General features: G+C 62.1%; 14 protein-coding genes and 2 pseudogenes. 10 read left to right on the top strand and 6 right to left on the bottom strand.

Going from position 1 to position 20,037, the window contains the following annotated elements:
• The first annotated feature begins 58 nt into the window (after positions 1-58).
• On the top strand, positions 59-2,131 hold the full coding sequence (locus tag ACF8R3_RS14470; RefSeq protein WP_392515780.1) for a TonB-dependent receptor family protein: 2,073 nt from the start codon (positions 59-61) through the stop codon (positions 2,129-2,131).
• Positions 2,132-2,213: 82 nt separating this feature from the next.
• On the opposite strand, the gene ACF8R3_RS14465 is transcribed toward ACF8R3_RS14470, so the two are convergent.
• Positions 2,214-2,774 (bottom strand): NADPH-dependent FMN reductase, encoded by a 561-nt coding sequence (locus ACF8R3_RS14465; protein WP_078478309.1) that lies wholly within the window; start codon positions 2,772-2,774, stop codon positions 2,214-2,216.
• Positions 2,775-2,929: 155 nt separating this feature from the next.
• Between ACF8R3_RS14465 and ACF8R3_RS14460 the strand changes: the two genes are divergently transcribed.
• Positions 2,930-3,148, top strand: coding sequence for a hypothetical protein (locus ACF8R3_RS14460; protein WP_023534782.1), 219 nt, complete (start codon positions 2,930-2,932; stop codon positions 3,146-3,148).
• Between the two features lie 88 nt (positions 3,149-3,236).
• Here the strand turns inward: ACF8R3_RS14460 and dnaQ are convergent, their stop codons facing one another.
• From dnaQ to ACF8R3_RS14445, 3 genes are all read right to left on the bottom strand, one after another.
• Positions 3,237-3,941, bottom strand: coding sequence for a DNA polymerase III subunit epsilon (gene dnaQ / locus ACF8R3_RS14455; protein WP_230375146.1), 705 nt, complete (start codon positions 3,939-3,941; stop codon positions 3,237-3,239).
• 155 nt (positions 3,942-4,096) lie between these two features.
• Positions 4,097-4,543: a ribonuclease HI gene (rnhA, locus tag ACF8R3_RS14450; protein WP_058639800.1), complete on the bottom strand. Its 447-nt coding sequence runs from the start codon at positions 4,541-4,543 to the stop codon at positions 4,097-4,099.
• Between the two features lie 13 nt (positions 4,544-4,556).
• Positions 4,557-5,330 (bottom strand): class I SAM-dependent methyltransferase, encoded by a 774-nt coding sequence (locus ACF8R3_RS14445; RefSeq protein ID WP_058639801.1) that lies wholly within the window; start codon positions 5,328-5,330, stop codon positions 4,557-4,559.
• 86 nt (positions 5,331-5,416) lie between these two features.
• Here ACF8R3_RS14445 and gloB point away from each other — a divergent pair, with 86 nt between their 5' ends.
• From gloB to ACF8R3_RS14410, 7 genes are all read left to right on the top strand, one after another.
• Positions 5,417-6,196 carry a hydroxyacylglutathione hydrolase gene (gloB, locus tag ACF8R3_RS14440; protein WP_058639802.1) on the top strand — a complete coding sequence of 260 codons (780 nt, stop codon included), beginning with the start codon at positions 5,417-5,419 and terminating at the stop codon, positions 6,194-6,196.
• A gap of 100 nt (positions 6,197-6,296) precedes the next feature.
• The gene (locus ACF8R3_RS14435) at positions 6,297-7,727 is read left to right on the top strand and encodes a transglycosylase SLT domain-containing protein (RefSeq protein ID WP_392515779.1); all 1,431 of its coding nucleotides are present in this window, start codon (positions 6,297-6,299) and stop codon (positions 7,725-7,727) included.
• A gap of 129 nt (positions 7,728-7,856) precedes the next feature.
• Positions 7,857-9,686 carry an extracellular solute-binding protein gene (locus ACF8R3_RS14430; protein ID WP_392515778.1) on the top strand — a complete coding sequence of 610 codons (1,830 nt, stop codon included), beginning with the start codon at positions 7,857-7,859 and terminating at the stop codon, positions 9,684-9,686.
• Positions 9,683-11,518 carry an extracellular solute-binding protein gene (locus ACF8R3_RS14425; protein ID WP_392515777.1) on the top strand — a complete coding sequence of 612 codons (1,836 nt, stop codon included), beginning with the start codon at positions 9,683-9,685 and terminating at the stop codon, positions 11,516-11,518. The genes ACF8R3_RS14430 and ACF8R3_RS14425 overlap by 4 nt, the downstream gene beginning before the upstream one ends.
• 1 nt (position 11,519) lies before the next feature.
• A complete protein-coding gene (locus ACF8R3_RS14420; RefSeq protein WP_023534831.1) occupies positions 11,520-12,593 on the top strand; it encodes a microcin C ABC transporter permease YejB in 1,074 nt (357 codons plus the stop codon).
• A gap of 1 nt (position 12,594) precedes the next feature.
• Positions 12,595-13,614, top strand: a complete 1,020-nt coding sequence (locus ACF8R3_RS14415; RefSeq protein ID WP_196127959.1) for an ABC transporter permease — start codon at positions 12,595-12,597, stop codon at positions 13,612-13,614.
• A 1-nt stretch (position 13,615) separates the two neighbouring features.
• Positions 13,616-15,223 carry an ABC transporter ATP-binding protein gene (locus ACF8R3_RS14410; protein WP_392515776.1) on the top strand — a complete coding sequence of 536 codons (1,608 nt, stop codon included), beginning with the start codon at positions 13,616-13,618 and terminating at the stop codon, positions 15,221-15,223.
• 116 nt (positions 15,224-15,339) lie between these two features.
• Here the strand turns inward: ACF8R3_RS14410 and ACF8R3_RS14405 are convergent.
• Together ACF8R3_RS14405 and ACF8R3_RS14400 are read right to left on the bottom strand one after the other, a co-directional pair.
• Positions 15,340-15,711: pseudogene (locus ACF8R3_RS14405) on the bottom strand (methyl-accepting chemotaxis protein); the annotation flags it as partial.
• A 165-nt stretch (positions 15,712-15,876) separates the two neighbouring features.
• A pseudogene (locus tag ACF8R3_RS14400) lies at positions 15,877-16,452 on the bottom strand (PAS domain S-box protein); the annotation flags it as partial.
• A gap of 399 nt (positions 16,453-16,851) precedes the next feature.
• Between ACF8R3_RS14400 and ACF8R3_RS14395 the strand changes: the two are divergent.
• Positions 16,852-19,779 (top strand): aminotransferase, encoded by a 2,928-nt coding sequence (locus ACF8R3_RS14395; RefSeq protein ID WP_392515775.1) that lies wholly within the window; start codon positions 16,852-16,854, stop codon positions 19,777-19,779.
• The last annotated feature ends 258 nt before the right edge of the window (positions 19,780-20,037 follow it).

Genomic DNA, 20,037 nt, shown 5'->3' with positions numbered 1-20,037 from the left:
GCGCCATTTCGCTCGTCTCAATGCTGATATTCGTCCGCCATCTATCTGGAGCCCTACAATGCGTTGCGTTTTGTCCCTTACCCCCTGCGTGGGTATGCTGGGTGTGTTCATGGCCGCCCAGCCCGCGCTGGCAGCGGCGCCGGTCGAACTGGGCCAGGTGCTGATCACCGAGGAGGAACAGGACGACCTGAGCGCCGCCAGTGAGCGCTTGCGGGCCATACCGGGCGCCAGCAACGTGGTGGACATGCACGGCATTGGACAAGGCCGCGTGGCCAGCAACCAGGACGTTCTGGCCTACCAGCCAGGGGTGTTCGCCCAGTCGGCAGGCAACGATGGGATCAAGCTGTCGATCCGTGGCTCGGGCATCAACCGGGCACCGGGTGCGCATGGCTCGGGTGTGTACACCCTGTTCGATGGCCTGCCCCTGACTGGACCAGGTGGCACGCCCTACGAGCTGTTCGAACCGTTATGGTTGAGCCGCGCCGAAGTGCTACGGGGGGCCAATGGCTTTGATCAAGGTGCCCTGGCCCTCGGCGGCGCGATCAACTATGTCACCCACACGGGCCGCGATGCCGCGCCGTTGCAAATACGCTACGAAGTGGGCAGCCGGGGCTATCAGCATCGGCACATCAGTTCGGGCCAGGTACTCGGTGACCTGGATTACTACGTGGCCCTTACCGACGTCGAGTACAACGGCTATCAGCGGCACAGCAGTGGCAGCGCCAGCGGGATGGCCGCCAACATCGGCTACCGCTTCAACCCGAACCTGGAAACGCGGTTCTACCTGCGTTACCGGGAAACCGAAAACGAACTGGCCGGCCGCCTGACCAAAGACCAGATCAAGCACCACCCGCGGGCAGCCAACCCAAGCTACCTGGCTCGCGATGACAGTCGCCCGCAACCGGGCAGCACCTGGGTGGGCAACAAAACAACCTTTTACCTCGATGATGACGCCAAGCTTGAAGCTGGCCTGGTGTACCACGATTACCCCATGGACCTTCGCGAAGGGCCCATGCGCCTGAAAGTCGCCTATACCGACGTCAGCGGCACACTCGACTACAGGCGCCGCGATACGTTGTTCGGGCGCGAAAGCAAGTCCACAATCGGCTGGCGCACCACCAAACACCTGCCCAACAGCGGCGCGTCGCAGTTTGCTCGTAACGGCCATGTATTCGCAGACCGCACCCGAGACTTTACCTATCAAGGCTCAGACACCGTGTTGCACGTGGGTAACGACCTGGAGCTGGTACCCAATGTGTGGCTGACCACAGGCCTGGCCGCGATCTATACCCGCCGCGAGAGCGACGTGACCTACCCTGCCCAGGGCGGCAAGGTGTCCCTGCACGACTGGGACTATGCGCCACGGGTGGGCCTGCGCTACGACATACGCCCCGACCTGCAGGTATACGGCAACCTCAGCCGGTCGGTAGAACCGCCGCACCCTTGGTCATTGATCTGGAGTGCGCCAAGCGTTGGCGGCAAGCAGATTCAACCGATCAAAATGCAGAACCAGACCGCCACCACGCTGGAGGTGGGTGCGCGCGGCGCGTCCGCGGTCGGGCGATGGGACCTTGCCTGGTACTACTCCCAGGTACGCCACGAACTGCTCGCGGTCGAGGTGGTGCCGAACTTCACCTCGGAATTCAACGCCAGCGCCACGGTGCACCAAGGCGTGGAGGCCGGGCTGGACAGCACCCTGTGGGAACAGTCAGGCATGGGCCGTCTGAGCCTGCGCCAGGCCTATACCTTCAGTGACTTCCATTACCGCGACGACGAAAAATTCGGCCACAACCGCCTGCCGGGCATCCCCATGCATTACTACCAGGCCGAATTGCGCTTCGACTGGCCCAATGGCTTCTACGCCGGGCTCAACACGCAGATGGCGTCCAAGGTGCAAGTGGACTATGCCAACAGCTACCACGCCGACGATTACGCTACGCTCGGTGCCCGTCTCGGTTGGGACTCGCCGCAGCGTGACTGGCAGACCTGGCTGGATCTACGCAACCTGACCAACAAGCGTTACGCGGCAACCGTTACCCCAGGCTTCAATGACGCAGGGCGCGACATTGCCCGCTCCACCCCGGGGGAAGGCGCTGCGGTCTATGCTGGAGTGTCCTATACCTTCCATTGACTGCCACAATCGAGCATTCTCTGGCTGACAGACATTGCGCCGGCCGGCTGGCCTGCGCAATGTGGCGCCGCCTAGCCCACCGTCATACGGACCGATTGAGCTTCACCCAAGACGCGAACTTGTCGATGAAGCCCTGCAGAAACGGCCGGGTTTTGTCGTTGAGCTTGCCTGACTCGTCGAACAAACTGGCAGCGCCGCCAATGTAGGCCTCCGGCATCTGCATGCACGGCATGTCCAGGAACACCAGAGACTGACGCACCGAATGGTTGGCACCAAAGCCGCCGATCGCGCCTGGCGACACACTCGCCACGGCTGCCGGTTTACCGCCCCACGCGCTTTGCCCGTAAGGCCTTGAACCCACGTCGATGGCATTTTTCAGGCAGCCTGGCATGGTCCGGTTGTACTCTGGCGTGACGAAGAGCACCGCATCGCTGCCCTTGATGTCCTCCCGAAAGCGTGTCCAGGCAGTTGGCGGAGCATCGGTTTCCAGGTCTTCGTTATACATGGGTAAGTCGCCGATCTCGACGATCTTCAGTGCCAGGCTAGACGGCGCCAGCTCAGACAGCGCGCGGGCCACCTTGCGGTTATAGGAATCCTTGCGCAGGCTACCGACGACGACGGCAACCGAATAGACCTGGGTCATGGCAATCTCCAACTTCACGTTTTCAGGGACGATGTAGTTATAGATGACCGTTTTGCACGGCTTTGGTTTTTTTTCCTGGCCGCGAAAACTTCCCTTGCCCTTGGAAGGTCTACTGCTACAGACATTTCCTACGCAATTCAGAGGGTTCCACCCAAATGGCAGCAGTAATGGTCGGCCAATTCCATGCCCGCGACGCCGAAGGCCGTATCTATCCCGTTCACGAGTTCCAGGAATCTACCCTGCAACTGGACGGCAGCACGACCGGCGCACCTATCACTACTTACCGCCTTGCCATCGGCGACCGCGTCAACTACCTGGGTGAAAATCGATTCGAGCTTGCCCGCACCGGTGTCGAAATCATTCGTATCCCATGACAGGGAGACAGTACTAGCCTGTTGCTACTCAATCATGTTTGTACCGATTTTGCGGGCCTGGATTGAACAGCAACGGGCCGTGACTTTTTCAGTCCGCTGACCGCTCGGTCAGCGCCTGCCAGAGCGAGGGGCCGCCGGCGGACTTTGCAATCGCTGCAAGACGTTCGGCATGTGATTCCAGCTCATCCGGTGTGGCCAGAATGACCCGGCCTGGCGCACGTCCGCTGATGCGGCGTATGTCAGTTCCACCACTGCCCTGCCCGTTTTCGTCCGAATCGCTGCCGTGCCCTGCCAACGACAGACTGGTCTGGCCGCCGGTCATCGCCAGATAGACATCTGCCAGCAGCTCGGCGTCGAGCAGCGCGCCGTGCAGTTCGCGCCCCGAGTTGTCGATATCGTAGCGTTTGCATAAGGCATCCAGGCTGTTGCGTTGCCCCGGATGACGCGCCCGCGCCAGCAACAAGGTGTCGAGAATGGTGCAGTGCTGGGACAGGTCGGCACGGTCCTGCTGGCCCAGCAGCGCGAACTCGTTGTTGATGAACCCCACGTCGAACGCTGCGTTGTGGATGACCAGCGTGGCGCCCTGGATGAACGCGAAGAACTCCTCGGCTACGTCGCTGAAGCGAGGTTTGCCAACCAGAAAGGCGTCAGTGATGCCATGGACATTGATCGCGCCCTCGTCACTTTCGCGGTCAGGCTGCAGGTAGACGTGGAAGTGCCTGCCTGTCAGACGCCTGCCGACCACCTCGACGCAGCCGATCTCGATGATGCGGTGCCCCTCGCTGACCGGCATACCCGTGGTTTCGGTATCGAGGATAACGAACCGCTTGTCTTGCTGTTGCTCCACCTGGGGACTCCAACTTGCATCGCTTACAAAGGTGCGCAGTATAACAGCAGGCCGAAGGCAAGCGCTGTGCCCCCTTCGCACCTGGGATCGGGTTCAGGGCTTCAGGCCCGGGCGCGCACTTCGTCCACGCCACGGTTGGCCAGCTGGTCTGCACGCTCGTTGCCGGGGTGGCCAATGTGGCCGCGCACCCACTTCCAGGTCACCTTGTGGCGGTTGACCTGTTCGTCCAGCAACTGCCACAGGTCGGCATTCTTCACAGGCTCCTTGGCCGCGGTCTTCCAGCCACGCTTTTTCCAGTTGACCATCCACTCGCTGATGCCTTTCATCACGTACTGCGAGTCAGTCGTCAGCACGACCTCGCACTCACGTTTGAGCGCCATGAGCCCCTGGATGGCGGCCATCAACTCCATGCGGTTGTTGGTGGTCTCACGTTCGCCGCCCCACAACTCTTTTTCAACGCCCTTGAAAATCATCAGCACACCCCAGCCGCCGGGGCCAGGGTTGCCCTTGCAGGCACCATCGGTAAACATTTCGACGCTATCGCTCATGTACCACTCGTATTCACTGCTTATCGGGATCGGGGGTCGCCGAGGTGCGGTTGACCTTGGCCAATGGCAACGGCAGTAACTTGCCCATCGGCTCGCGACGCTGGGGCCGCAGCGGCCGCAGGCCCACGACCATCTTGCGCGCCACCAGCACATAGACACCGCCGCCAGCGCTCTGCCAACCGCCCGCCATGCGTTCCCACCCTTGCAGGCGCTGCTGCCAGGCAGGCGAAGCAAGCGGCGGACGATAGCACCCGAAGCGACGTTTCTCCAAGGCAAAGCCCAGTAGATTGAGCCAGTCACCCAGTCGCGAAGGCGAGATGCAGCGAGCCTTGCGCAAAGCGCCACGGCTGAACAGGTGACGCACTCCCCAGCTGCTCCACGGGTTGATCCCGACGACCAGCAGGTGGCCGCCGGGGCGCACGGCGCTGGCGGCCTCACGCAACAGCCCATGGGGCGAGAGGCTGAAATCCAGCCCATGCTGCAACACCACCACATCGGCCGCGTGCTCGCTCAACGGCCAGGCTTGTTCCTCGCAGACGATCTCCACCCCCGGCAGCGGTGCGCCGAGGCGCACGTTGCGCTGGACCTTCGGCGCACTGGGCGGGGCATCGGCGCAGGGGCCGTAGTGCACCAGGTAGCCACCGAAGAAGCGCCCCAGCTCTTCCTCCAGCAGCTTCTGTTCTTCGTGCAGCATCAACTGGCCGAGCGGGCCCTGAAACCACTCACGGGCCAGGCTGATCAGCTTGACCCAGTCCGGGTCGGCCTGGGCGAAGGCTTGGTCGGTCATTGTGCAATTCCTCGGAAGGTTCTCCCACCGCGCCATCGCGGCTAAGATGCCTTCATGTGCCAAGCAAGGCGAATCGGATTCCCACCATGATACAGATCGAAGCGTTGCCCGCTTTCTCGGACAATTACATCTGGTTGTTACAGGATACTGCCAAACGCCACTGCGCGGTGGTCGACCCTGGCGATGCCGGCCCGGTAGAACGGTGGCTCGCCGCTCACCCGGGGTGGCAGCTGACCGACATGCTCATCACTCATCACCACAATGACCATGTGGGCGGTGTGGAGCGGCTCAAGGCGTTGACTGGCGCGCACGTACACGGCCCGGCCAACGAGCGCATCCCGTGCAGGGATGTGGCACTGGACGATGGCGATCAGGTCACGGTGCTGGGAGAGGTGTATGACGTGCTTGCCGTGCCAGGCCACACGCTGGGGCATATTGCGTTCTTCAACGGTGGCGCGGCTACACCTGTACTGTTCAGTGGCGACACCCTGTTCGCAGCTGGGTGCGGGCGCATGTTCGAGGGCACTGCCGAGCAGATGCAACCGGCCCTGGCCCGCCTGGCAGCCCTGCCAGCCGAGACCCTGGTGTACTGCGCCCATGAATACACCTTGAGCAACCTGCGTTTCGCCAAGGCCGTGGAACCTGACAATGAAGATGTATTGAAGCGTTTCGAAGCGGTTTCCCGTCTGCGTGCGCAAGACCGCATCACGTTGCCCACCACCATTGCCCTGGAACGGCTGACGAACCCCTTCCTGCGCACCGCTGAAACATCTGTTAAACAAAAAGCAGACGAATGGAAGGGACATTCCAACACCTCGCATGTCGCTGTTTTTGCTGCCTTGAGGTCTTGGAAAGATAGCTTCTGATAACCCCAAGATATATCGCAAGTGGCGGTCAGAGGTTGACCCGGTCCGGAGCGGTTCCTAGAATCGCCGAAATTTTTTGCCCGGATACCTGTGCCCGCCGATGTCTTCTCGAAGCCGCAGAACCTCTCATTCCGTCGCGCTGACGCGCCTGGCCCAGGTCAGTGCGCTCGCGCTGGCCGCCACCTTGGTGGGTTGCCAGAGCACACGTCAGCTCGACGAAGCCGATAGCGTCCGTGCGCACAGCCAGCAAGCGCGAATCAAGCCAAGACCCGCGCCGTTGCTGGTCAAGCCGGTCGAGCAAGCGCCTCGAGATGTCTGGGAACGCATGCGCCAGGGGTTCGTGCTCCAAGAGTACCGCGACGTCAACCCGCGCATCGATCAGCAGCGCCTGTGGTTTGCCAGCAACCCGACGTTCATCGAAAGTGCTGGCGAGCGCGGCAGCCTCTACCTGCACTACATCGTCGAACGCCTCGAAGAGCGCGGCATGCCACTGGAGTTGGCCCTGCTGCCGGCGATCGAGAGCGCCTACAACCCTATGGCCTACTCACGCGCCAGTGCAGCCGGCATGTGGCAATTCATGCCAGCCACCGGCCGGCACTTCAACCTGCGCCAGACCAACTTCTATGACGGGCGCCGCGATGTCACCGCTTCGACCAACGCCGCGCTTGACTACCTGACCCGCCTGCACGACATGTTCAACGGCGACTGGTTGCTGGCGCTGGCGGCCTACAACGCTGGGGAAGGCACGGTCAGTCGGGCAATGGAGCGCAACGAGAAGCTGGGCTTGCCCACCGACTACTGGAACCTGCCGCTGCCTCAGGAAACCCGTGACTATGTGCCGAAACTGCTGGCCTTGTCACAGGTAGTTTCCACGCCTGAAGCCTACGGCGTGAACCTGACACCGATTGCCAACGAACCGTACTTCGAAGCCGTCGCGATCAACGACCGGCTCGACCTGACGCGGGTGGCTGCCTTCGCCGACATCGACGAAGACGAACTCATCCAGCTGAACCCAGCTTTTAAAAAGCGCATGACGGTCGATGGCCCGAAGCAGTTGCTGGTACCCACGGCCAAGGCGCAGCTGCTCTCGGCCAGCCTCTCCAACCTCAACCCCGAGCAGTTGGTCACCCTTCAGCCCCCCAAGGCAGCTTTCGCTCGCGCCGTGGCCGAAGCCCAGGCGCCTGTGGCCGCGCGCAGCTACAAGGTCAGGCGTGGTGACAACCTGGGGGCCATCGCCAAGGCCAACCGTGTCTCCATTGCGGACATCAAGCGCTGGAACCGCCTTTCGGGCAGCAGCTTGCGCGCAGGCCAGGTGCTAGCCCTGCGCGGCGGCAACGCCTCCAGTGGCGCCGCCAACCGGGTCGCCAGTTCGGCAAAACGCACCACTCAATACAAGGTGCGCAAGGGCGATTCGCTGTATCTGGTGGCCAAACGCTTCAATGTCGAGATGACCCACCTCAAGCGCTGGAACCCGCGCAGTGGCCATGCGCTGAAACCAGGCCAGACCCTGACCGTCTACGTCGGCCACTGACCCCTGGCGGCAAGGGGACACCCGTACGTGCGCGTACCTGTGTTTTCTTGCCGTTTGGCGCTTGCCGCGCCAGTGCAAACTGTTACTGTAGCCCGATCAAAGCCCAATGCCTTTGGATCGGATGCCGACTTGATACGTCCCCTCCTTCTTACACTCAGCCTGGCCTTGAGCTTTCCCGCCGTCGCAACCGTGAGCGAAAGCCACGGTTACGCGCAGTTCGGCACGCTCAAGTACCCGGCCTCGTTCACCCATTTCGACTGGGTCAACCCGCAAGCCCCCAAAGGTGGCACCTTGCGGGCGATGGCCTTCGGTACGTTCGATACCCTCAACCCTTATACCTTCAAGGGTACGAGCCCGGTGAGCACGCCCAACTTTCAACAGTATGGGGTCAACGAACTCAACGAAACCCTCATGGTGGGCACCGGCCAGTACGACCCCTCGGGCGATGAGCCGACCTCCAGTTATGGGCTGATCGCCCGCTCGGTCGAATACAGCCAGGACCGCAGCTGGGTGGTGTTCAATCTGCGCCCGCAAGCCCGCTGGCACGATGGCAAGCCCATCACGTCGGCAGACGTGGCCTTCTCCTTCCGCACACTGCTCAAGGAAGGCCATCCGCTTTACCGGACCAACCTGCAGGAAGTGCAGCGGGTGGACATTCTCGGGCCGCTGCGTATTCGCTTCGTATTCAAGCGTGCCGGCAACCCGCTGCTCATCCTGCGCCTTGGGGAAATGCCCGTTCTGCCCCTGCATTACTGGCGCACACGCGACTTCAAGGCCACCACCTTCGAGCCCCCGCTGGGCAGCGGGCCCTACAGGGTGACCCAGGTACAGCCAGGCCGGCGCCTGGTATTCGAGCGGGTGAAAAACTACTGGGGCAAGGACCTGGCAGTCAATCGCGGCAAGTACAACGTCGACCGTGTCGAGTACGAGTTCTACCGCGACTCGACCGTTGCCTTCGAAGCCTTCAAGGCAGGCGAGTTCGACATCTACATCGAGCATCAAGCCAAGAACTGGGCCAACGGCTACACCTTCCCCGCCGTGCGGCGCGGCGAGGTGATCAAGGCGCAGATCCCCCACCGCATCCCGACCCAGACCCAAGGCCTGTTCATGAACAGCCGTCGGGCCACCTTCAGCGATCCGCGGGTGCGCCAGGCGCTGGGCCTGATGTTCGATTTCGAGTGGACCAACCGTGCGCTGTTCAGCAGCGCCTACCGCCGTTCGACCAGTTATTACCCCAACAGCGAATTCGCAGCCGCTGGCCTGCCCCAGGGCAAGGAATGGCTGTTGCTGGCCCCGTTTCGCGACCAGCTTCCGGCCAAGCTGTTCACCGAACCCTACCAGGTCAGCCGCACGGACGGGCGCGGGATCGACCGGCAGACGTTGCGCAAGGCCCTGGCCTTGCTGGCGGAGGCCGGGTGGACGCTCAAGGGCCAGCGCCTGGTCGACAGCAAGGGCCAACCGCTGCGCATGGAAGTGCTGCTGGTAAACCCCAACCTGGAACGCATCCTGCAACCGTATGTCGAAAACCTCTCCAGCATCGGTGTAGACGCGCGCTTGCGAACTGTGGACCGCGCCCAGTACAAACAGCGACTGGACCAGTTCGACTTCGACATGATTCTGATGACCCTGAACCAGACCCTGAGCCCGGGCCTCGAGCAGTGGCTGTACTTCCATTCAAGCCAGGCGGCCACCAAAGGTAGCAAGAACTACGCCGGGGTTGACGACCCTGTGGTCGATCATCTGCTCGACACCTTGCTGGCGGCGCGCACCCGTGATGACCAGGTCGCAGCCGCGCGAGCGCTGGACCGCGTGCTGTCATGGCAGCACTACATGATTCCCAACTGGTACCTCGACAACCACCGCCTGGCCTACCGCAATCGGTTCGGCTTCGTCACCACGCCGCCCTATACCCTCGGGCTGAACAGCTGGTGGATCAAGACTTCGGAGAAAGCCCAATGACGCCCACGCATTCCTTGCGCCGGCTGGCCGGCAGCCTGTTGCTGGCCTGCCTGAGCCTTCCCGCGCTGGCAGCGCCGCAGCACGCACTCACCCTGTACGACGAGCCGCCCAAATACCCAGCGGATTTCAAGCACTTCGATTACGTAAACCCGGACGCCCCAAAGGGTGGCACCTTCCGACAGTCCAGCTTTGGTGGGTTCGACAGCCTCAACCCCTTCATCAACAAGGGGGTATCGGCCGAAAACATCAGCATCATCTACGACACCTTGATGCGCCAGAGCCTGGACGAGCCTTTCACCGAATATGGTCTGGTCGCTCGACAGATCGAGAAGGCGCCTGACAACAGCTGGGTGCGCTTCTACCTGCGCCCCGAGGCGCGGTTCCACGATGGCCATCCCATGCGCGCCGAAGACGTGGTGTTCACCTTCAATGCGCTGATGAAGGACGGTGCCCCTCTGTACCGCCAGTACTACGCGGACGTGGCCGAGGTGGTCGCCGAAGACCCGCTCAAGGTCGTGTTCAAGTTCAAGCACAAGGGCAACCGTGAACTGCCGCTGATTCTCGGCCAGTTGCCCGTGCTGCCCAAGCATTGGTACGCGCAGCGCGACTTCAACCGCGGCAACCTGGAAATTCCGCTGGGCAGCGGGCCCTACAAGGTGGCCGAGGTCAAGGCCGGGCGCTCGGTGCGCTATGAGCGGGTCAAGGACTATTGGGCCAAGGACTTGCCCATCAACCGTGGTTTCTACAATTTCGACGCCATGACCTTCGATTCCTACCGCGACACTACGGTTGCGCTGGAGGCACTGAAGGCCGGCGCCTTCGACTATTCGCTGGAGGTCAGCGCCAAGAACTGGGCCACAGCCTACAACGTGCCGGCCGTGCGCGATGGCCGCCTGATCAAGGAGGAGCTGCCCAATGGCAACCCCACCGGCATGCAGGGCTTCATCTTCAACATCCGCCGGCCGGTCTTCCAGGATATACGCGTGCGCAAGGCGCTGAGCCTGCTGCTGGACTACGAATGGACCAACAAGCAGCTGTTCAACGGCGCCTATACGCGCACCGGCAGTTACTTCGAGAATTCAGAGATGGCGGCCCGTGGCCTGCCCGGCCCTGGCGAGCTCAAAATCCTCGAGCCGGTGCGCAGCCAGGTGCCTGAGCAGGTCTTCACCCAGGCCTTCCATAACCCGGTCAGCGACGGCAGCGGCATGATCCGGGAGCAGCAGCGCCAAGCCTACAAGTTGCTGCAGGAAGCGGGCTGGAAAATCGTCGACGACAAGATGGTCGACACCAACGGCCAGCCGGTCAGCATCGAGTTTCTGCTTGCCCAGACCGAGTTTGAGCGGGTTTTGCTGCCCTTCAAGCGCAACCTCGCGGACCTGGGTATCGAGCTCAACATCCGCCGGGTTGATGTGTCTCAGTACATCACCCGCCTGCGCTCGCGCGACTACGACATGATTGTCGGCGGCTACCCCCAGTCCAACTCCCCTGGCAACGAGCAACGGGAATTCTGGTCCAGCGCGGCCGCCGACAACCCCGGCAGCCGCAATTTCATCGGCCTGCGTGACCCTGCCATCGACCAACTGGTCGATGGCCTGATCAACGCCGAGTCGCGCCAGAGCCTGATCGACCACTGCCGCGCCCTGGACCGGGTATTGCTGTGGGGCTACTACGTGATTCCGAACTGGCACATCAAGACCTGGCGCGTGGCCTATTGGAACCACATCGGTCACCCCAAGGTTTCGCCCAAGTACGACATTGGCATCGACACCTGGTGGATCAAGCCCGGCACATCGCCCAAGGCAAGCCAGGCCACTGCCGGCGAGGCCAACTGACATGCTGGCCTATATCCTGCGGCGACTGCTGCTGATCATCCCCACATTGTTCGGCATCCTGATCATCAACTTCATCATCGTCCAGGCCGCTCCTGGCGGGCCCGTAGAGCAGATGATCGCCAAGCTCGAAGGGTTCGAAGGCGCCACCAGCCGAATCGCAGGTGGGGGCGCCGAGGTGTCGGTGGCCGGCTCCAACTACCGGGGTGCCCAAGGCCTGGACCCTGCGCTGGTGGCGGAGATCGAGCGCATGTACGGCTTCGACAAATCGCCGCCCGAACGCCTGTGGATCATGATCAAGAACTATGCCCGGCTGGATTTTGGCGACAGCTTCTTCCGTGACGCCAAGGTCATCGACCTGATCCTGGAGAAGATGCCGGTATCGATCTCGCTGGGGCTCTGGAGCACGCTGATCATGTACCTGATCTCGATCCCCCTGGGGATCGCCAAGGCGGTCAGACACGGCAGTCACTTCGATGTGTGGACCAGTTCGGCGATCATCGTGGGCTATGCCATCCCGGCGTTCCTGTTCGCGATCCTGCTGATCGTGCTGTTCGCCGGCGGCAGCTACTTCGACTGGTTCCCACTGCGCGGCCTGACCTCCAACAACTTCGATGAGCTGAGCACCACGGGCAAGGTCCTCGATTATTTCTGGCACCTGGTTTTGCCGATCACGGCCCTGGTGATTGGCAACTTCGCCACCATGACGCTGCTGACCAAGAACAGCTTTCTCGACGAGATCAACAAGCAGTACGTGGTCACCGCCAAGGCCAAGGGCCTGAGCCGGTCACGGGTGCTGTACGGCCACGTGTTCCGTAATGCCATGTTGTTGGTGATCGCAGGCTTTCCTTCGGCGTTCATCGGCATCTTCTTCACAGGCTCGCTGCTGATCGAGGTGATCTTCAGCCTCGACGGGCTGGGCCTGATGAGTTTCGAAGCGGCCATCAACCGCGATTACCCGGTGGTCTTCGGCACCCTGTTCATCTTCACCCTCCTGGGGCTGGTGGTGAAACTGATCGGCGACCTGACCTACACCTTGGTCGATCCACGCATCGACTTTGCCAGCCGGGAGCACTGACATGGCCTTGTCCCCCCTGAACCGTCGTCGCTTCGAGCGTTTCAAGGCCAACCGCCGTGGCTGGTGGTCGCTGTGGCTGTTCCTGATCCTGTTCGGGCTGAGCCTGGGCGCCGAGCTTATCGCCAACGACAAGCCCATTGCCGTGCAGTACGACGGCCAGTGGTACTTCCCTGCCTTCAAGCGTTACCCGGAAACCACGTTTGGCGGTGAGTTCCCGCTGGAAGCCAACTACAAGAGCCCCTACGTGCGTGACCTGCTGGCCAAGAAGGACAGCTTCGTGATGTGGGCACCCATACCGTTCAGCTACCAGAGCATCAACTACGACCTGCGCGTGCCCGCCCCCGCTCCCCCCTCAGCTGACAACTGGCTGGGCACCGATGATCAAGGGCGCGACGTGTTGGCACGGGTGATCTACGGGTTCCGCATTTCGGTACTGTTCGCCCTGACCCTGACCGTGCTCAGCTCCATCATCGGCGTGATCGCCGGTGCCTTGCAGGGGTTCTATGGTGGCTGGGTGGACCTGGCTGGGCAACGCTTCCTGGAAATCTGGTCCGGCTTGCCAGTGCTCTACCTGCTGATCATCCTGGCCAGCTTCGTGCAGCCCAATTTCTGGTGGTTGTTGGGCATCATGCTGCTGTTTTCCTGGATGAGCCTGGTGGACGTGGTCCGCGCCGAATTCCTGCGCGGACGCAACCTGGAGTACGTCCGCGCCGCGCGCGCCCTGGGCATGCGCAACGGCGCGATCATGTACCGGCATATCCTGCCCAATGCCATGATCTCGACCATGACGTTCATGCCGTTCATTCTCACCGGCGCGATCGGCACGCTGACCGCGTTGGACTTTCTCGGCTTCGGCCTGCCTCCGGGCGCTCCGTCGCTTGGCGAATTGGTTGCGCAGGGCAAGTCCAACCTGCAGGCGCCGTGGCTGGGCATCAGCGCATTTGCCGTGCTGGCCGTGATGCTGAGCCTGCTGGTATTCATCGGCGAGTCCGCCCGCGACGCCTTCGACCCGAGGAAGTGACATGAGCGAAGAAAACCTGATCGAAGTGCGTGACCTTGCCGTCGAGTTCGTGACCGGCGAGCACACCAACCGGGTGGTCGACGGCATCAGCTTCGACATCCGCAAAGGTGAAACGCTGGCGCTGGTCGGAGAAAGCGGTTCGGGCAAGTCAGTGACTGCCCACTCTATCCTGCGTTTGCTGCCCTACCACCTGGCTCGCCATCCTGGTGGCACGATCCGCTATCAAGGCAAGGATTTGCTGCAGCAGAACGAAAAGAGCATGCAGCGCATTCGTGGCGACTGTATCGCGATGATCTTCCAGGAGCCGATGACCTCGCTCAACCCGCTGCACTGCATCGAAAAGCAGATCAACGAAATTCTGCTCATCCACAAGGGGCTGACCGGCAAGCAGGCCACCGCTCGCACCCTTGAGTTACTGGAGATGGTCGGCATCCCAGAGCCGCGCAAGCGCCTCAAGGCCCTACCCCATGAACTCTCGGGCGGGCAACGTCAACGTGTGATGATCGCCATGGCGTTGGCCAACGAGCCAGAATTGTTGATTGCAGACGAACCGACCACCGCGCTGGACGTGACCGTGCAACTCAAGGTGCTTGACCTGCTCAAGGCGCTGCAGGCGCGCCTGGGCATGGCCTTGTTGTTGATCAGCCATGACCTGAACCTGGTACGGCGAATCGCGCACCGGGTGTGCGTGATGCAGCAGGGGCAGATCGTCGAACAAGCCGACTGCGCCACGCTATTCGATGCCCCACAGCACCCGTATACACAGATGCTGATCAACGCCGAACCCAGCGGTTTGCCGGCGCACAACACCCCCGGCTCGCCACTGCTGGCAGTGGATGACCTGAGGGTGTGGTTTCCGATCAAGAAAGGCTTGCTGCGCCGCACCGTCGACCACGTCAAAGCCGTGGACGGTATCAATTTCAGCCTGCCCCAGGGGCAGACCCTGGGCATCGTGGGCGAGTCGGGCTCAGGCAAGTCGACCCTGGGCCTGGCGATTCTGCGCTTGATCGGGAGCCAAGGTGGCATCCGCTTCCACGGGAAAGAACTGCAAGGGCTGAACCAGCAAGCCGTACGCCCCCTGCGGCGGGAAATGCAGGTGGTATTCCAGGACCCGTTCGGCAGCCTCAGCCCGCGCATGAGCGTGGCCGAGATTGTGGGTGAAGGCCTGCGCATCCACCGTATCGGGACCGCCCAGGAACAGGAAGCCGCCATCATCGCAGCGCTGCAGGAGGTCGGACTCGACCCGCAGACGCGCCATCGCTACCCCCATGAGTTCTCAGGCGGCCAGCGCCAGCGCATCGCGATCGCCAGAGCCCTGGTGCTCAAGCCGGCGCTGATCCTGCTGGACGAGCCCACCTCCGCGCTGGACCGGACGGTACAGCGCCAGGTGGTTGAGCTGCTGCGCAACCTGCAGCAGAAATACAACCTCACCTACCTGTTCATCAGTCACGACCTGGCAGTGGTCAAGGCTTTGAGCCATCAGCTGATGGTGATCAAGCAAGGCCATGTGGTCGAGCAAGGGGATGCTCAAACCATATTTCAGGCCCCGCAACACCCCTACACCCAGCAACTGCTGGAGGCCGCGTTCTTGCAGCCTGAAGCCCGTTAACGCCCACGGCGCGTTAACCGTGTCCCGGCCCGACGCGCTCTTCTACAGGGCGCGTCGGTTTGACACGCTGTCAGGCGGCGGCGGGCGTTTCACACTGCGCCCTGACCTGCAGGACGCTAACGCAGGTCCTTGCTGACCCGCTCGACAGCGCCGACCACGCGCTTGGCACCTTCCTGGATACTGCTGATTACATGCCCTGCATGGTCAGCCAGCTGCAGGCCATTGGCCGCTTCGGCACGGCTGCTTTGCACTTCGCCCACGGCCTGGGTCACCAACGCTTGGTTACGTGCCACCACCGCATCGATTTCCGCCGTGGCCGCGCTGGTACGACCGGCCAGTTTGCGCACCTCGTCTGCCACCACGGCGAAGCCACGCCCCTGATCACCCGCCCGCGCCGCCTCGATGGCTGCGTTGAGCGCCAACAAGTTGGTTTGCGATGCAATGGCGCCAATGGTCTGGACGATGGCACTGATCACCGTCGATTGCTGGCCGAGCGCGCTGATGGTGTCACCGGCCGACTGCAGTTGACGCGCGCCCCCCTGCATGGACTGCCCCACTTCCTGCATGACCACGACCCCTTCGCTGGCGCTGCCATCGGTTTGCAGCGACACCTCCAGCGCCACCTGCGCCGCTTGCTTGACGGCCTCTTCACGCTGCACCTGGTCGGTCACCAAGGAAGCGAACTTGACTACCCTCACCAGCTTGCCGCTGGCATCGCTGACCGGGTTGTAGCTGGCCTCGAGCCAGACCTCATGCCCGTGGCGGTCCAGGCGCTTGAAACGCCCGGTCACATAGCGACCTGCGTTGAGGGTGCGCCAAAAGTTGCTGTATGCCTCGCCCTTGACCTCATCAGGGCTGCAGAACATGCGGTGATGCTGCCCCACCACGTCGTCCAGGCGGTAACCCAACGCCGTCAGGAAGTTGGGGTTGGCGGCCAGCACTTTGCCCTCAAGGTCGAACTGGATGATGGCGCTGGAGCGCAACAGGGCCTCCAACAGCGCCTGGCTTTCTTGCGCCGGCGCCGCCAGCCAGTTCCCGAGTGGCTGCCCTACCACCGCTTCGGGCGAAACGCCCAAGGCAGTGGCGAACGCCGGGCTGCATTCGAGAGCGCGACGTTGTGCATCAAGGCGCAAAAATGCGCCGTTTTCCAAAACGTCCAGGCGCTGACGAAGCGTAGCCAGTTCGGTTTCGCGGGCGGCCAAGGTAGCTTTGAGTTGCCGATTGAACATGGGGTCACCTGAGGGTGGGGTGCGTCAGCACCAGCGTACTGTCACTGCTTACGTGTGACAGATCAGTCAATACTTGTACAGGCCCACAGCGCGGTCCAAAGGATGCCTGGGGTCTGTCCATCACGTCCCTGATGCCGTTTCGACTCGAAGATACGGCGGTCGTTCCTATAGACAGGCTTAATAAATGTGATTGAACGGGACGAAGGCGCGGGGAAGGACGCCATCATCCAGCTATCACTTTTTCTGTACAAGTAATCACCTGTGTACAGGTTCAATACAAGGGCCTTTGCTCCGCGCTGCCGCGTGGAGGGTTTTCAAAAAAACTGAAGACAATCGTCTTTCTTCATCGCCCAGAACGCGCATAAATGACGTCAGTCTCCTTATGACCCGGTACGACCCATGCCTACACGTCTTCATGATGCCGCCACCGTCCTTCGCCAGATCACAGAACGTGTGAGCCTGCCAGCGCCCTGCCTAGCACTCTCCCAGGCACGTGAACTGCTCTCGGAGCATTACGGCCTCTGCGGCGAACTACAGCCGCTTGGCAGTCAACAGGATCTGAATGTGCTTATGGATACTGGCCAGGGCAAGTTCGTGCTCAAGGCGTGCCACGCCAGCTACGCCGAGCCCGAGCTGCACGCTCAGCATGCTGCGCTGGGTGTGCTGCGTGACCAGGGCTTGCCAGTGCCTTCGGTGGTTGCCGCAAAGACTGGCAACACCCTGCTGACACTGGATATCGAAGGGCAAGCGCTGAGGATCCGGGTTTTGGAATACTTGCAAGGACAGCCCTTGACCCGATGCGGGTGGCTTCCAGCCCCTGTGATTCAGGCGATGGGCACCCTTTGCGCGCAGGTCGACAGGGCCCTTGCAGATTTCGACCACGAAGGTCTGGCACGCACGCTGCAATGGGACCCCAGGCACGCCCCGGCATTGATTGACCGCCTGCTGGCACAGGTGGAAGACCCAAGGCTACGCGGACGGCTGAGCGAGGCAGCACGAGCCGCTGCCATCCGCCTTTCCCCTCTGATGAAGCAGTTGCCCATCCAGGCCGTGCACCTGGACATCACCGATGACAACACCGTCTGGGCTCAAGATGCGCAGCGCCAGTGGCAACTGCAGGGGCTCATCGATTTCGGCGACCTGGTTCGCACCTGGCGCGTTGCCGATCTGTCGGTGACCTGCGCAGCGCTGCTGCATCATGCCGACGGTGACCCTTTCAGAGTGCTTGCCGCCGTCAGTGCCTATCAGGCGGTCAATCCGCTGACCGAGGCAGAACTACGCGCGTTGTGGCCCTTGGTGGTCAACCGTGCAATCGTGTTGGTGCTCAGCAGTGCTCAACAGCAGGCCATCGACCCCGGTAACCAGTACATTCGCGATAACGCCGCCCATGAATGGCAGATTTTCGAGACTGCGCAGGCCGCACCGTTGGCACTGATGGAAGTCGCCATTTTACAGGCAGCTGGTTCGGCGCCTTCGGCCCCCTGCTTCGTTGATTGCGCACCGCTGCTACCTACCGTGGCTGGCCACCCGGTCGCCCGCCTCGATTTGGGGGTGCTGAGCGTGCACTGCGATGCCGGCAATTGGGAGGTGCCAGGTTTCGACCAGCGCCTGCTGGCAGCCCAGTCAGCGCCAGCGTGCACGTTGCATGGGCAGTATCGCTTGTCCCAGACACACATCGATCGTAGCGAAGAACCGGCAACCTGCGCATTGGGGGTGGAGCTGAAACTGGAGCCTGGCACGGCCGTGCAGGCGCCGCAGGACGGCACGTGGCGGTCTGTAGATGAACAGAGCGGGTACTTGCGCAGCTCCTCATGGGACCTGTGGCTCACTGGTTTGGCACAGGCCCCCGCCGATGGGCAATGGTTGCGAAAGGGCGATGCCTTGGGCAACAGCGGGGAGAGGCTCAGCGTCCAGCTATGCCTGGACAGCAGCCTCGAACCGCCGTTCTTCGCCGCGCCCTCCCGCGCGCCAGCATGGCTGGCCCTGTGCCCTTCCCCTGCGGGCTTACTGAGGTTGGACTGCAACGCAGACGCCCTGCCAGACCCTCACGCATTACTGGCTCGACGCGAGGCCAGTTTTGCCCGGTCGCAGAAGCATTATTACCTAGACCCACCCCAGATCGAGCGCGGCTGGCGCAACTACCTGATCGATCTGCAAGGTCGCTCTTACCTAGACATGCTCAACAACGTGGCCGTACTCGGGCATGGTCATCCGCGCATGGCGGCCGAGTCGGCACGGCAATGGTCGCTGCTCAACACCAATTCGCGCTTTCACTACGCCGCCGTCACCGAATTCTCCGAACGCCTGCTGGCCCTGGCGCCCGACGGATTCGACCGCGTTTTCATGGTCAACAGCGGTACTGAAGCCAATGACCTGGCAATCCGCCTGGCATGGGCCTACAGCGGTGGACGCGACATGCTCAGCGTACTGGAGGCCTACCATGGCTGGTCGGTGGCGACCGATGCGATCTCCACGTCCATTGCCGACAACCCGCAGGCCCTGGAAACCCGCCCCGCCTGGGTGCACCCGGTCGAAGCCCCAAACACGTTCCGCGGCCGTTTCCGAGGCCCGGACAGCGCCGCTGACTACCTGCGCGACGTCGATAACCGGCTGGCCGAACTCGATGCGAGCAGGCGCCAGCTGGCTGGAATCATCTGCGAACCTGTGTATGGCAATGCCGGCGGCATTGCCTTGCCGCCGGGCTACCTGCAAGCGGCCTATGCCAAGGTGCGCGCACGCGGCGGGGTATGCATCGCCGACGAAGTGCAGGTGGGCTATGGCCGTCTAGGGGAACATTTCTGGGGTTTCGAGGAGCAAGGCGTGGTGCCGGATATCATCACCATGGCCAAGGGCATGGGCAATGGCCAGCCGCTGGGGGTGGTAATCACGCGTCGCGAAATCGCCGAGGCGCTGGAGGCTGAGGGTTACTTCTTTTCCTCTGCCGGCGGTAGCCCGGTCAGTTGCCGCATTGGCATGGCGGTACTGGATGTGTTGCAGCAGGAGGGCCTGTGGGACAACGCCCGCGAGACGGGGCGCTATTTCAAGGCCCGCCTTCAAGCGCTGGTCGACAAGCATCCCTTGGCGGGTGCGGCGCATGGTTCGGGCTTTTATCTGGGGCTGGAACTGGTGCGCGACCGGGATACGCTGGAACCTGCGACCGAGGAAACCATGGTGCTGTGTAACCGTCTGCGCGAGCTGGGGATTTTCATGCAGCCGACGGGCGATTACCTGAACATCCTGAAGATCAAACCGCCGATGTGCACCACGCGGGCAAGTGTGGATTATTTTGTGGACTGTATTGATCGGGTGCTTTCGCAGGGAGTGTGAGGCGATAGCCTGTTAATCCGGAGCGTTTGAGCCGTGGACGTGAGCCTGCGGCAACGCGGGCAAACTCTGAACTCTGCTCGTACGCCATGTATCAACTCCTGACCATAAATAGTCAACTTTCTGCTGTTGCTGTTGCTGTTGCTGTTGCTGTTGCTGTTGCTGTTGCTGTTGATCTTGATCTTGATCTTGCTTTTGATCTTCGCGACTTCAGAAGGCCGAACGCAGGTCTTGCGGAGGGAGGTGACAGGCATGGATGCC

The organism is Pseudomonas sp. FYR_7, from assembly GCF_043106155.1.
In the GTDB taxonomy this organism is placed as follows: Bacteria; Pseudomonadota; Gammaproteobacteria; order Pseudomonadales; family Pseudomonadaceae; genus Aquipseudomonas; species Aquipseudomonas parafulva_B.
Note: the sequence above shows the minus strand (reverse complement) of the source record. Positions and strands in the feature narration are given on the sequence as shown.

Bases quoted from the DNA above. Each gene is read 5' to 3' on its own strand.
- ACF8R3_RS14470 (WP_392515780.1), top strand. From the start codon at position 59: ATGCGTTGCGTTTTGTCCCTTACCCCCTGCGTGGGTATGCTGGGTGTG.
- ACF8R3_RS14465 (WP_078478309.1), bottom strand. From the start codon at position 2,774: ATGACCCAGGTCTATTCGGTTGCCGTCGTCGTCGGTAGCCTGCGCAAG.
- ACF8R3_RS14460 (WP_023534782.1), top strand. From the start codon at position 2,930: ATGGCAGCAGTAATGGTCGGCCAATTCCATGCCCGCGACGCCGAAGGC.
- dnaQ (WP_230375146.1), bottom strand. From the start codon at position 3,941: ATGCCGGTCAGCGAGGGGCACCGCATCATCGAGATCGGCTGCGTCGAG.
- rnhA (WP_058639800.1), bottom strand. From the start codon at position 4,543: ATGAGCGATAGCGTCGAAATGTTTACCGATGGTGCCTGCAAGGGCAAC.
- ACF8R3_RS14445 (WP_058639801.1), bottom strand. From the start codon at position 5,330: ATGACCGACCAAGCCTTCGCCCAGGCCGACCCGGACTGGGTCAAGCTG.
- gloB (WP_058639802.1), top strand. From the start codon at position 5,417: ATGATACAGATCGAAGCGTTGCCCGCTTTCTCGGACAATTACATCTGG.
- ACF8R3_RS14435 (WP_392515779.1), top strand. From the start codon at position 6,297: ATGTCTTCTCGAAGCCGCAGAACCTCTCATTCCGTCGCGCTGACGCGC.
- ACF8R3_RS14425 (WP_392515777.1), top strand. From the start codon at position 9,683: ATGACGCCCACGCATTCCTTGCGCCGGCTGGCCGGCAGCCTGTTGCTG.
- ACF8R3_RS14420 (WP_023534831.1), top strand. From the start codon at position 11,520: ATGCTGGCCTATATCCTGCGGCGACTGCTGCTGATCATCCCCACATTG.
- ACF8R3_RS14415 (WP_196127959.1), top strand. From the start codon at position 12,595: ATGGCCTTGTCCCCCCTGAACCGTCGTCGCTTCGAGCGTTTCAAGGCC.
- ACF8R3_RS14410 (WP_392515776.1), top strand. From the start codon at position 13,616: ATGAGCGAAGAAAACCTGATCGAAGTGCGTGACCTTGCCGTCGAGTTC.
- ACF8R3_RS14395 (WP_392515775.1), top strand. From the start codon at position 16,852: ATGCCTACACGTCTTCATGATGCCGCCACCGTCCTTCGCCAGATCACA.